The organism is Candidatus Polarisedimenticolia bacterium (assembly GCA_036001465.1).
Lineage (GTDB): Bacteria > Acidobacteriota > Polarisedimenticolia > Gp22-AA2 > Gp22-AA2 > Gp22-AA3.
In genome coordinates, this window is sequence record DASYUH010000011.1 from 39,331 (window position 1) to 51,972 (window position 12,642).

General features: G+C 68.6%; 10 protein-coding genes. 8 read left to right on the top strand and 2 right to left on the bottom strand.

The genetic code is table 11. The features are described 5' to 3' along the window. The first annotated feature begins 25 nt into the window (after nt 1-25). A complete protein-coding gene (locus VGV60_02175; protein HEV8700060.1) occupies nt 26-976 on the top strand; it encodes a DUF3473 domain-containing protein in 951 nt (316 codons plus the stop codon). Between the two features lie 16 nt (nt 977-992). Here VGV60_02175 and VGV60_02180 read toward each other — a convergent pair whose 3' ends face one another. Continuing rightward, nucleotides 993-1,130 (bottom strand): hypothetical protein, encoded by a 138-nt coding sequence (locus VGV60_02180; protein HEV8700061.1) that lies wholly within the window; start codon nt 1,128-1,130, stop codon nt 993-995. A gap of 261 nt (nt 1,131-1,391) precedes the next feature. Between VGV60_02180 and VGV60_02185 the strand changes: the two genes are divergently transcribed. The 6 genes from VGV60_02185 (at nt 1,392) to VGV60_02210 (ending at nt 7,728) form a co-directional block, all read left to right on the top strand. Beyond that, entirely contained in the window at nt 1,392-2,150 is a 759-nt protein-coding gene (locus VGV60_02185; protein ID HEV8700062.1) for a methyltransferase domain-containing protein, read from the top strand. Next, the gene (locus VGV60_02190; protein HEV8700063.1) at nt 2,143-3,441 is read left to right on the top strand and encodes an FAD-dependent oxidoreductase; all 1,299 of its coding nucleotides are present in this window, start codon (nt 2,143-2,145) and stop codon (nt 3,439-3,441) included. Before VGV60_02185 ends, VGV60_02190 begins: the two co-directional genes overlap by 8 nt. A gap of 35 nt (nt 3,442-3,476) precedes the next feature. Continuing rightward, nucleotides 3,477-3,650, top strand: a complete 174-nt coding sequence (locus VGV60_02195) for a hypothetical protein (protein ID HEV8700064.1) — start codon at nt 3,477-3,479, stop codon at nt 3,648-3,650. Then, nucleotides 3,651-5,501: an asparagine synthase (glutamine-hydrolyzing) gene (asnB, locus tag VGV60_02200; GenBank protein ID HEV8700065.1), complete on the top strand. Its 1,851-nt coding sequence runs from the start codon at nt 3,651-3,653 to the stop codon at nt 5,499-5,501. It begins immediately after the preceding gene. After that, complete coding sequence (locus VGV60_02205) at nt 5,501-6,625, top strand: glycosyltransferase (protein ID HEV8700066.1); 1,125 nt, start codon at nt 5,501-5,503, stop codon at nt 6,623-6,625. The genes asnB and VGV60_02205 overlap by 1 nt, the downstream gene beginning before the upstream one ends. 218 nt (nt 6,626-6,843) lie before the next feature. Further along, nucleotides 6,844-7,728 carry a glycosyltransferase family 2 protein gene (locus VGV60_02210; protein ID HEV8700067.1) on the top strand — a complete coding sequence of 295 codons (885 nt, stop codon included), beginning with the start codon at nt 6,844-6,846 and terminating at the stop codon, nt 7,726-7,728. Nucleotides 7,729-7,744: 16 nt separating this feature from the next. Here the strand turns inward: VGV60_02210 and VGV60_02215 are convergent, their stop codons facing one another. Then, nucleotides 7,745-9,430 (bottom strand): BamA/TamA family outer membrane protein, encoded by a 1,686-nt coding sequence (locus VGV60_02215; protein HEV8700068.1) that lies wholly within the window; start codon nt 9,428-9,430, stop codon nt 7,745-7,747. Nucleotides 9,431-9,647: 217 nt separating this feature from the next. Here VGV60_02215 and VGV60_02220 point away from each other — a divergent pair. Continuing rightward, nucleotides 9,648-12,642 (top strand): hypothetical protein (locus VGV60_02220; protein HEV8700069.1); only part of this gene is annotated, 2,995 nt, incomplete at its 3' end.

Consider the following 12,642-nt stretch of genomic DNA (forward strand, 5'->3'; position numbering starts at 1 on the left):
CCGCGTTGACCGAGGGGCTGCGGGCGTGCGATTCTGCGGCACCATGCCGGGCCTCGCGAATGTCCTGACGGTCGACCTGGAGGAGTGGTTCCACATTGACGAGGCGCTGATTCCCGCCGGGGACTGGGACCGGCTGCCGAGCCGCGTCGAGGAGAACACCCGGGCGCTGCTCGCTCTCCTCGACGAGTGCCGGGTGCGCGCGACCTTCTTCACCGTCGGCTGGACGGCGGCGAGGCACCAGGGTCTCATCCACGAGATCCACGAGCGCGGGCACGAGATCGCGACGCACGGCTACCTGCACGCTTCGGTCGCGGCGATGTCGGAGGAGGAATTCGCCGCCGATCTGAAGGCGGCCCGCGCGGCCGTCGAAGGCTGCACCGGGGGGCCGGTCGTGGGATACCGCGCGCCACGCTGGACCCTCGGGGGCGTTCCCGGCGCGGGACGGAGAGGCAAGGCGTCGGGCATGGTCGCGCCGGCCGTGGACGCCCTCATCCGCGAGGGATTCCAGTACGACTCCAGCCTGGCGCCGATCGTCCATATCGGCGACCCGGACTGGCCACGCCACCCCTACCGTATCGATCGACCCGGCGGGTCGCTCGTGGAGCTGCCGCCCCTGGTCGGGAGGCGCTTCGGCGTCCGGCTCCTGTTCGCCGGGGGATGGGCGCTCCGGAGCGTGCCGAACCGGCTGCTCCTGCGGGAGATCGAGGCGCGCAATCGGGAGGGGGTCCCGGCCGTCATCGACGTGCACACCTGGGAGCTCGATCCGGACCCGCCCCGCGTCCGCCTGCCGTATCTGTACCGTCTCGCGCACTACGGCGGCCTGCGCGGCTTCCGGGCCAAGCTGAAGGACCTGCTCCGGAGCGCGACCTGGTCCCCGGCGCGCGACTACGTCGTCGGCCGGGGCCGGGGCGAGGAGGGCGGCCGTCCCTCGGGAGGAACCTCGGGACGGCCGCGGCGCCTCGGGTTGGCGCCATGACGAGAACGGCAGGCTTCTAGGAGGATTTCGGGGCGGCGGCGCGAGCCGCCGCCCCCTGGAAGGAACGACCCGAAGCTCCCGGAACGCCCGCCCCCAGGCGCTGCCGCGTTTCCGGATCGTCCCCCCAGATGACGCATCTCAGGATCTGGCCCATCCGCTCCGTCCTTTCCGTCGCATGGCGATCGAGTTCGATCGGCAGCAATGGCAATCCGGGTGCCATCGGCCCGCGCGGCGCGGCCCCGTCCGGGCGGTCTCACGCAACTGCGCCAGGCACGATGGTTCGGCGGTCAGGGCGGAAGAGAGGCCCGGCGGTTCGAACGATCCGATGCCGCGCGCGGCGTCCGCCTCCGAACACGCGCGACCGCCGCCGCTCGGGGTTTGACAGGTCCGGAGCCCGCGTGCTACAGAGTTCCTGATGATCGCCAAGGTCGCCCGGAGCATCCGCAAGCGTGCCGGCCGGCTGCTGGGCGCGCCTTTGAAGCCCGAGGAGCTCCTGCGCCGCAAGACAATCGCCCGCGTCTTTCTGCGCGGCGAAGGGATCGAAATCGGGGCCCTGCACAATCCGCTGAAGGTGCCGCCGGCGGCGCGCGTCCGGTACGTCGACCGGATGGGCCTGGACGGCCTGCACCGGGAGTACCCGGAGCTGGCGGGCAAGAGGCTCGTCCCCGTCGACATCGAGGACGACGGGGAGACCCTGCGGACGCTGAAGGACGGCTCCCAGGATTTCGTCATCGCGAACCACTTCGTCGAGCATTGCGAGGATCCGATCCGCGCCCTGGGCAACATGCTGCGGGTCCTCCGGCCCGGCGGCATCCTGTACGTGGCGATACCGGACAAGCGCTACACCTTCGACCGGGACCGCCCGGTCACGCCGATCGAGCACCTGCTGCGCGACTATCGGGAGGGCCCGGCCTGGTCGCGGCGGCAGCACTTCGAGGAATGGACGCGGCTGGTGAGCAAGATCAGCGATGCCTCGAAGGCGGCGCGCGAGGCGGACGAGCTGATGACCAAGGGGGCGCCGATCCATTTCCACGTCTGGACCCAGGCGGAGATGCTCGAGATGCTGGCGGCGCTGCGGGCGATCCGGGCGTTCGACATCGAGCTCATGTTCCGCAGGGACAACGAGGTGATCTTCGTCCTGAGGATGGAGCCGGTGGAGAGGGCCGATGCCTGAGGCACGCACGCTCGTTCTCGGCGGCGGCATGACCGGCCTGGCGGCCGGGATCGCCTCCGGCTTCCCGGTCCTGGAGGCCACGGAGGAGCCGGGAGGCATCTGCTCGTCCTACTACGTCCGTCCCCAGACCTCGAAGCGCCTGCCGCGCGTCCCGGACGACGGCCGCGCCTATCGCTTCGAGCTTGGCGGCGGGCACTGGATCTTCGGCGGCGACCCGGCGGTCCTGCGGTTCATCCGGTCGCTGGCCGAGGTGCGCACGTACGAGCGAGTGTCGTCGGTCTACTTTCCGGACACCCGGCTGTACGTGCCGTACCCGCTGCAGAACCACCTCGGGCATCTCGAGCGGAATCTGGCCATGAAGGCGCTGGCCGAGATGGCGGCCCCGCAGCGTCCCTGCCGGACCATGGAAGAGTGGCTGGTGAACAGTTTCGGGGAATCGCTGTGCGAGCGGTTCTTCTTCCCGTTCCACGAGCTGTACACCGCGGGGCTGTATACGGACATCGCCCCCCAGGATCCCTACAAGTCGCCGAGCGGCTTCGCCGCGGCCATCAAGGGGGCGTTCGAGAAGGCGCAGCCCGTCGGCTACAACATCACCTACGTCTATCCGATCGAGGGACTGAACAGCCTGGCGCAGCGGATGGCGGCGCGCGGCGAGGTCCGCTACGGAAAAAAGGTGACCGGCATCGACGTGAAGCGAAAGGCCGTCGCCTGCGAGGACGGCAGCGAGGCGCGGTACGAGCGCCTGATCTCGACGCTGCCGCTCAACGTCATGATCGAGCTGTGCGGGATGACCCTGGACGAGCGGCCCGACCCGTACACCTCGGTGCTGGCCCTGAACCTCGGGGCGGCGCGCGGGGCGCGCTGCCCGGACGATCACTGGCTCTACGTGCCGCGCTCGCGCTCCGGCTTCCACCGCGTCGGCATCTACAGCAACGTCGATCGCTCCTTCCTGCCGGAGCCGTCGCGGGCGAGCGGGGACCGCGTGAGCCTCTACATCGAGCGGGCCTACGCGCGTCGCCGGCCGCCGGCGGATGAAGTGGAGACCTACGCGCGCTCGACCGTGGAGGAGCTCCGCGACTGGGGCTTCATCAAGGAGGCCGAGGTCATCGACCCGACCTGGATCGAGGTCGCCCGCACCTGGTCCTGGCCGGGGTCGCGCTGGCGGTCGAAGGCGCTGCAGGCGCTCGCCGACCAGGAGATCTACCAGGTCGGCCGCAACGGCCGCTGGATCTTTCAGGGCATCGCCGACTCGATACGCGACGGCTTCTACGTGGGGCAGGCGCTGCGCTGAGGGGCGCGCCCGACCGCGTCGGGTGGAGGAGACGGGTGCGCATCAACGATGTCCTCCCGGCCGTCCACCTGACCGGCGGGGTGCGGGTCATCGTCGAGATGGCCGAGGGGCCCGCCCGGTGCGGACATCAGGTGACCCTGACCGCGTTCGGCAGAGACGGCGATCTCGGCTTCGTCCTGAGGAAAGCGATCCCACGGGAGGACGCCTGAATGTGTGGAATCGCGGGGGTGGTCTGGAGCGATCCGCATCGCCCCGCGGACGGCGATTTGCTGGAGCGCATGTGCGCCCGGATCCACCACCGCGGTCCGGACGATTCCGGGACTCTGGTCCACGGCCCAGCCGCGCTCGGCGTGAAGCGTCTTTCGATCATCGACGTAGCGGGCGGGCACCAGCCGATATGGAACGAGGACCGAACCCGGGCGATCGTGTTCAACGGCGAGATCTACAACTACCGGGAGCTGCGGCCAGGGCTCGTCGCACGCGGTCATCGGTTCACGACCGAGTCCGACACCGAAGTGATCTTGCACCTCTACGAAGAAGAAGGGGCGGCCTGTGTCGAGCGCCTCAGGGGCATGTTCGCCTTCGCCATCTATGATCGGGAGACGCGTTCCATCCTGCTGGCGCGCGATCAGGTCGGCATCAAGCCGCTGTATTACATCGTCGAGCCTGACCGGCTGCTGTTCGCCTCGGAGGTCAAGGCGCTGCTCGCGGCCGGCATCGATCGCGCGATCGATCCGCTTGCGCTGGACCTCTTCCTCTGCTACCGCTACATCCCCGGAGAACGCACAATCTTTTCGACGGTGCACAAGCTGCCCCCCGGCCACGTGGCCCACTACCGCGGCGGATCCCTGGAGACGCGGAGATACTGGCGCCTTGAAATCGATGGCGGCGTGCAGGTCAGCGACCCGGCGGAGGCGACGCACCGGTTGCTGGATCAATCGGTCCGCCTGCACCTGCGATCGGACGTCCCGGTCGGTGCCTTTCTCAGCGGCGGCATCGACTCGAGCGCGCTGGTGGCGCTCATGATGAGGTACCGGCCTCAGGGCGAACCGGTCAGGACATTCAGCGTCGGCTTCGAAGACCCGAAGTTCCAGGAGTTCGAGTACTCTCGTGAGGTTGCCAGGGCGCTCGGCACGGAGCACACCGAGCTGCTGCTGACGGATGATGATTACGCCGCGGCCCTGGACGATTTCATCTGGTTCGTCGACCAGCCGATGGCGGACCCTGCCTCGCTGCCGGTCATGCTGTTGTCGCGTAAGGCGAAGGAGTCGGTGACCGTTGTCCTGTCGGGCGAAGGCGGGGACGAGGTCTTCCTGGGTTACTCGCAATACGCCAGGGCGCTCCAGGCCCTGGAATCGCGCGGCCAGGAGGCCGCGATCGACGCCTTCATTGCAGGCAGCCGATACTTCGGTGCCGTCAACAGGACGCTGCTACGAGGCGACCTGCAAGAGGATCTCCGGAAGCACGACCCGTTGCGGAGGATTCGCGACGCCCTGGGCGCCACGGAAGGGACACTCCTGAGACGGATGCTGCGAGCCGATCTCGAAACCTGGATGCCGGACAATCTTCTGGTGAAGGCGGACACGATGAGCATGGCCGCGTCGATCGAGACGCGGGTGCCCTATCTGGACATCGATCTCGTCGGCTTCACCCTGGCGCTGCCCGACCGGGTGCAGACGCCCCGAACCGCGCGCAGTCTGTTCCACCGCCCCCGCCTCCTGACCAAGCCGCTTTTGCGAGCGATCGCGAAGGGCCTCGTACCGCGTCGGATCCTGGGGCGCGAGAAGGTGGGGTTCCCGGTCCCCTTTGCCCGAATCCTCGCGGGCCCGCTACGCGGACGCGCCGAAGAAACCTTCGCGAGCGGGGCCTTTGCCGAGCGCGGCCTCTTCGACCCGGAGGCGGTGCGGGAGCGTTTCCGTCGCCTGCTGGCCGGCGACCGGAAGGAGGCCTTTCCGGTCTGGATGGCGTTTTGCTTCGAGCGCTTCTGCACGGCATTCGTGGACGAGTCGCATGAGGAGCGCGGCTCGGCTATGGCAGGACATCTCAGTCCGCTGGCCTGATGCGCCTCAAGATCCTGAATTACGCCTGGCACATCGGTCATCAGTACGAGCTGCATCGCCTGCCGCATGATTTCTTTCTTCTGACCGGTGAAGGATTCCGCCGATGGAACTTCAAGTCGAGGCCGCTCCGGCCCAACGTCAAGTTCGTTCCGGTCGGAGGGCTGAGAGATGGACATGGCTTCGACCTTGCGATCCTGCATTTCGACGAGGACATCCTCGAGCCGTCGCCCTCCCTGCCTTATCCGTTCCGGACGCTTCTCGAATGCCTCCGAATCCCGATCATCGCCATCTGCCACGGGCCGGCGCCCTTCAGGCCGGGCGCCGAGGGGGACGCGGGCGCAGCGGTGACTGTCGACGAGTCAAAACGACGCGCCGTCATCGAGCTCATAGGGGAGAGGGCGCTGGTCATCACGAATTCCCACCAGGCCGCCCGGGAGTGGCGGTTTCCCCGCTCACGCACCATCTGGCATGGGCTGGATCCGGACGAATACCCCCGGACCACCTACGAGCGGAAGGTTCTGACCATCATCAACTCCCTGGCACGGAAGCCCCTGTACCAGGGCCACGACCTCTACAGGCAGGCGATGACCGCTCTGCCGTGCGATTACCTGGGGAAGGACCCTGGAAGGGAATTTCGACGGCTGCCGCCCCCGCGGCCAAGCTGGAGCCCCTGGCGAATGCTTTGGAACGCGGCAGACTTCCTGGGCGGCAAGAGCGATGAGGCCCGCAGCGCCCGCGGGTGGCGGCGATGGATCTCCGACGGCTACTCGCGGGCTTACTTCGGCGCCTACCGCGGCCTAATCGCACGATACTCGATCTATTTGAATCCCACCCTTCGCAGCCCGATGCCGCGCAGCCGCCTGGAGGCTCTATTCTGCGGGCTGGCCCTCGTGACCACGCGTCACCACGACGTGGACCTGTGGCTGGAGGACGGTGTGACCGGGTTCTGCGCCGACGATGCCCCCACGCTCCGCGACCGCCTGCGGATCTTGTGCGACGATCCGGCCCTCTGTCGTAAATTGGGGCGTGCCGGGCGGGAGATGGCCCAGGAACGGTTCCACATCAGCCACTTTCTCGCGAAATGGCAGGACACGATCGAAGAGGTGCAGGGCTCGCGACGATGACGACGGAAACGCGCGGACGATTCGAGCCGCATGCGTACAAGAACCATTATCTCAGCAGGCACTCGGGCGCAAGCATCCTCAGCGCCACCCGGTTCTCGCAGGAGCGCCGGCGTCGGCCTCTTCGCCGGTTGAAGCACCCGGTGCGCCGGCTGTTCGCCAGGGCTCGCGCACCTGGTCGCACTCCCCATCTTATTATCTACATCGGCCGCAGGCGCTGAATGGAACGCGTGGACCTCTCGGTGCTCGTGGTCTCCTGGAACACGCGCGATCTCCTGCACGGCTGCCTGCGGGCGACGCTTGAAGCGGCGTCGGGGCTGTCCTTCGAGATCATCGTCGTGGACAACGCCTCCGGCGACGACAGCGCCGCGATGGTGCGGCGGGAGTTCGCGGCGGAGCCGCGCGTGCGGCTCATCGCGAACGCCCGCAACGAGAACTTCGCGCGCGGCAACAACCAGGCGTACGCCGCCTCGCGCGGCTCATGCGTCCTGGTCATGAACCCGGACGTCGTCCTGAACGGCGCCGCGCTCAGGGGGATGATCGACCACCTGCGCGCCCGCCCCCAGGCGGGGATCGTGTCGTGCAACCTGGTCGGGACGGACGGCGTGCCGCAGTCGCTGCATCGGGCCTTCCCGACGCTGCCGATCGTGTTCGCCGTCTGGACGCGGATCGGCCGGTCTCTCGACCGCTGGCTGCTCTTCGGCCTGAACGGGCGGCGGTACCGGCTGCGATCGCGGCTGCGCTGGGGACTCGCGGTCATCGACCAGGCGGCCGCCGCCTGCCTCCTGATCCGCCGGTCGACGGTCGAGGCCATCGGCGGGCTGTTCGACGAGCGGTTTCCGCTGTTCTTCAACGACGTCGATCTGTCGCGGCGGGTGCGCGACGCCGGCTTCGAAGTGCACGTGCGTTACGATCTCTCGGTCATCCACCACGGCCGGGCGAGCATCAGGCAGCTTCCCGAGGGGGCGCGCCGGCTCGAGCTGTACGAGGGGCTCGCCCGGTACTACGAAATCCACCGGCCGGGCTGGAGGGCGCGCCTCGTCCGCCTCATGGTCTCGGGGAACCGCCGCCGGGCGGCGCGCGCCGCCGCGTCGGCCAACGTCTGATGGACCCCGTGGCTCCTCAGAACGCCTGCCCCGCGGTGAACGACAGCACCCCTCGCGGGTTCTCTTCCTGTCCGACGCGGCTGACGGGATAGGCGTAGTCGAGGCGGATGACCGTCCCGCTCCCGCCGCGGGTCACGTCGAACCGGAGGCCGATCCCGACGTCCCCCACGACGTCCCCCAGGTCCTCCCCCTTGCCGGCGCGCCAGACGAACCCGGCGTCGGAAAAACCGGCGAGGGCGATCGAGACCAGGTGCAGCCAGTCGTAGACCAGGTAGACCCGGTCCTCGACATTGAGCAGGAGGCGCTTGTTGCCGTCGAAGCGCCGGTTGTCGTACCCGCGCAACCCCGACTCTCCCCCCAGCAGGAACTGCTTCTCGCCGTCCAGGTTGTGGCCCCAGGTCTGCTCGGCGTGGACGACGAGCGTCTGGCGCGGCAGGCCGAGGTAATAATGCCGGAGGTCGATCTGGGACACGAGGTTCTGCCCCGTCCCTGCCGCGACCCGGCCGGACGCGCCCGCTTCCAGGCGCGAGAAGGTGCTCGGAGACAGGTGGAGCCAGCGGCTGAACTGTCCGGAGAAGAACAGGCGGGTCCGATCGTCCCCCAGGAAGGTCGGGGACACGCCGAGCGAGACCGACCACTCGTTCCCCAGGTTCACGTCCTGGAAGCGATCGAACCGATCGAGATGGCTGGCCCGTTCGAAGCGCACGTCGCTGCTCTGGTACTCCGCCTCCAGGACACGAAAGCGGTGGTCCTCCGGAAGCGCGGGATAATCCGACCCGCCGATCGGCGGCTTGAGGACAAGCGGCCCTTCTCCTGGCTCGAGGTCGAATAGGTCGTCCTCGAACCTGAATCGGTAGATGAGCCGGCGCACCGTGTCGTACCCCGTGCGCAGGGCCCGGCCGTACCGCACGGTCAGGTCGCTGTGACGCTGGCGGAACCCGGGGGCGTCCTCGCCGTCCAGCTGCAGGGTGGTGATCTGCGAGAAATGGGATCCTCCGCCTCCGCCCGCCTGCGTGGTCAGAAGGGAGTAGAACGGCCGCCCGGCATCCGCCGAGTAGAGCATGCCGTCCGAACGATCGAAATAGTTCGCGGCAAACGTCCAGCGCGTCCCCAGGAGCCTCGAATCGGAGTACTCGACTCCGCCCGAATCGCGGTCCAGGTCCCGGCGGTACGACGCCCCGAGCCGTTTGCCGAGCCCCATGACATTGTCCTCGATGAAGGAGAAGCGGCCGGTCGTCTGGTTCCCCTCGCGCCTCAGGGACACGCTCGGCCGGGTCGTCCAGACGTCGCGCGTGCGCACCACGACGTCCACCCGGCCGTCGTCGCGCGGCAGCGTCACGATGCGCGTGTTGTCGTGCAGGAAGCTCAGCCGCCTCAGATTGCGCTCCGATTCGTAGAGCACGGCCGGGTCGGCCGGGTCCCCCTCGGCGAACAGGAGCTCCCTCCGGATGATGCGCTCGCGCGTCTCGACGTGCAGCTTGTTGGCCAGGATGTAGGGGGCGTGGCGCTCGTCCGGGTCGTCCAGGTTGAAGACGTCGGTCCGCTCGATCTTGATCGAGGCGATCGCGGGGAAGGACCGTCCGGATGCTGCCGGGATGGAGGTCCTATCTTCGCCCGACGCCTGGGCCAGGGCGGCGGAGCATGAAAAAAGGACGGGGAGCAGAAGGGGGACCGGGAGTCCCGAGAGAGATGCCGGTCGCAATCTTTTCCGTCCACCCATCGCGTCAACAACTCCTTGCTGAATCGATTGATCCGTCGTAATTTCCCGCCAGCCATCTTATTATGCGCGGGCCGGCAGAACGGCGCAGGGGCAATCGGACGGCCGGCTCGATCGGACAGTCTTTCAGGCGCATCCCGCGTCCGTGCAGCAATTTAGATGCCGGACACGCGGACCGCAACCACGACGGGGTGGCGTATCCATGCGAACCATAGCGTTCGGAGCGGGGATCCTTCTGCTGGGGCTGGCGTTCCCGGGCGAGGCCGGGGCGCAGTACGTCAATTTCGAGTCGTCGCAGGTCCATCCGATCGCGCTAACCCCTTCCGGGGGAAGGCTCCTGGTCGTCAACACCCCCGGAGCGCTCCTGGAGGTGTTCACGGTCCTGCCCGGAGGGGACCTTACCCCCCTGGCCCAGATTCCGGTCGGTCTCGAGCCGATCACGGTCGTCCCCCGCACCGAGTCGGAGGCCTGGGTGGTCAATCACCTGTCCGACACAATCAGCATCGTCGACCTGGGCCTGGGGACCGTGGTGCGGACGCTGCCGGTCGGCGACGAGCCGACCGACGTCGTGTTCGCCTCGGGCCGCGCCTTCGTCGCGGTGTCCCAGGAAGATGCGGTCAAGGCCTTCAACCTCGCGGATCTCTCGCTCCCGCCGGCCCGGATCGACATGTTCGGCAGCGACACGCGCGCCCTGGCCGTCTCCCGGGACGCCACCCGGGTGTACGCGATTGTCCTCAACTCCGGCAATCAGACGACCGGAATCAACGCCAACGTCATCTTCGGGAACAATTCGGGGCTCAATCAGACCCGCCTGACGGCCCTCGGCCTGAACCCAATCGAATGCAGCGCGCCGCATCCACCGTATCCGCCGCTGCCGGCCGGCATCGCGCGCAACACGCTCCTGCCCGATCCTCCGAACGGCGGCGTGCCCCCCGTCGGCCTCATCGTCGGGTGGGACCAGGGGACCCAGAGCTGGCGTGACGACGCCGGCCAGGACTGGAGCATGTGCCTGCCGGTCAGGCTGCCGGACCACGACCTGTTCATCATCGACGCGACCACGCTCGGCGTCACGACCGTGGATCACCTAGGGACGACCTTGTTCGAGGTCTCGGTGAATCCGGCGAACGGCCGGATCTACGTGCCGAACACCGAGGCCCGCAACCGCGTGCGCTTCGAGCATCCCCTGGGGGTGGGGGGACACGTCGTGGACAACCGGCTGACGATCGTCGATCCCGCCCAGGGGAACGCCGTGCGCATCGTCGACCTCAATGCCCACATCGACCGTCTGAGCGACCCGGCGACCAACCTGTCGGAGCGGCAGGCCAGCATCTCCCAGCCGGGGATGATGATCTGGAACCGGGCCGGGACGGCCGGCTACCTGACCGCCATCGGCTCGCGCCGGCTGTTCCGCGTCAGCCAGGGCTGCCTGGACGGTCCCGGGAACTACCCGGCCTGCGTCTTCGGACCATCGCGCGCCGCCCCGGATGCGGTCGAAGTGGGGGAGGGACCGACCGGCGTCGCCCTGAGGGAAGACCTGAACCGCCTCTACGTTCTCAATCGCTTCACGAACTCCATCGCGCTGGTCGACGCGCTGACCCTGTCCAAGGTCGGAGAGCTCGCGCTTCACGACCCCTCCTCGCCGACGATCCGGAACGGCCGGCGCTTCCTGTACGACGGCATCGACACGTCGGGCCATGGCGACAACTCCTGCGCCTCCTGCCACATCTCGGGGAACATGGACGAGCTGGGCTGGGACCTGGGGAACCCCGAAGGGAGTTTCGTGGCATACGGGACGCCCGGCGACAATATCCGGTTCATCGTGCCGCAGAACAACCAGCCGACGACGGTGCCGGCGCAGCCGCCGTTCTCGGCGCACACCGGGTTCGACCCGCAGAAGGGGCCGATGACGACACAGACCCTGCGCGGCATGCTCGAGCCCCTGCACTGGCGCGGCGACCGCGGCACGCTCAACGCCTTCAACAAGGCGTTCGTCGGGCTCCTGGGCTCGCGCGACATCGGCCCGATCAACGGCGAGCCGGCCGGCCTGAGCGCCGCCCAGATGGAGCTGTTCCGCCAGTTCTCTCTCGGCATCGCCTTCCCGCCGAACCCGTTCCGGAACGTGGACGACACGCTCCCGAACGCCCCGGTGACGATCCCCAACAACCCGTTCACCGGCAATCCGACCGAGGGGCTGAGGCTCTTCACGTCCGGCAGCACCGACGCGGGGCAGTCGTGCTCGGCCTGCCACGCCCTGCCGTTCGGAGCGGCCGGCGGCAAGCTCGGAGGATTGAGCCCGGGCGACCCGGATACCGCCAAGGCGGGACTGTTCAACGGCAACCTCGACGGCAGCCCGCACAGCGACCTGAAGGTGCCGCACAATCGCAACATGTACGAGAAGCTCGGCCCGCGGTTCGGTCCGCCGGGGACCGCCATGCCGCCCGAATCCAAGGGGGGCTTCGGGTTCACGCATGACGGGTCGATACCCGACCTGGGAACTTTCCTGTCGGCGGGGGTGTTCAACCTCACGGCCCAGGAGGCGCGCGACCTCACCGTGTTCCTGATGCACTTCCCGACCGGCATCCGGCCGTCCGTCGGGAAGAACCTGACGGTCCCGGCGGGCGCCCCGCCGACCGGGACGCCGCCGCAGGAGCAGCTGCTCTCGACTCTCCTGCTTCTCGGGAACCTCGCCGACGCCTCTCGCCACTGCGAGCTGGTGGCCTATGCGAGAGGCGCGTCCGGCCGCCTGCGGAGCTATTACCTGAACGGCGGGATCGGGTCGGGAGGGCTCTGGACAACCGACGTCGCCGGGGAGGCGCAGGTGAGCACTCTGAACCTGCGCCAGGGCGCCACCGGGCCGGTGAGCTTCCTGTGCGCGACCCTCGGTTCGGGGTTGAGGCTCGGGGCCGATCGGGACCTGGACGGCCACCTGAACGGCGAGGACTGCTCCCCCGGCGACGCGGCGGCTCCGTACCTGACGCCCGTCGAGGTGACCGGCCTCGCAGTCGGCGCGGCCTCCCCCGCGCACCTGACCTGGGACGCCAACCAGCCGGCGGGGGCCGGCCCCGGAGTGACCTACGAGATCGCGGGCGGCGGCCTCCTGGCCCTCGGCGCTTCGGGCCTCGGGTCGGCGACCTCGTGCCTCGCCTCCGGTCTCGTGACGACGGCCTACGACGACACGCGCGTCTCGCCCTCCGCGG

What these genes read in the sequence shown, in the direction of transcription:
- VGV60_02210 (HEV8700067.1), top strand. Translation starts at nt 6,844, where the DNA reads ATGGAACGCGTGGACCTCTCGGTGCTCGTGGTCTCCTGGAACACGCGC.
- asnB (HEV8700065.1), top strand. Translation starts at nt 3,651, where the DNA reads ATGTGTGGAATCGCGGGGGTGGTCTGGAGCGATCCGCATCGCCCCGCG.
- VGV60_02190 (HEV8700063.1), top strand. Translation starts at nt 2,143, where the DNA reads ATGCCTGAGGCACGCACGCTCGTTCTCGGCGGCGGCATGACCGGCCTG.
- VGV60_02180 (HEV8700061.1), bottom strand. Translation starts at nt 1,130, where the DNA reads ATGGGCCAGATCCTGAGATGCGTCATCTGGGGGGACGATCCGGAAACG.
- VGV60_02205 (HEV8700066.1), top strand. Translation starts at nt 5,501, where the DNA reads ATGCGCCTCAAGATCCTGAATTACGCCTGGCACATCGGTCATCAGTAC.
- VGV60_02185 (HEV8700062.1), top strand. Translation starts at nt 1,392, where the DNA reads ATGATCGCCAAGGTCGCCCGGAGCATCCGCAAGCGTGCCGGCCGGCTG.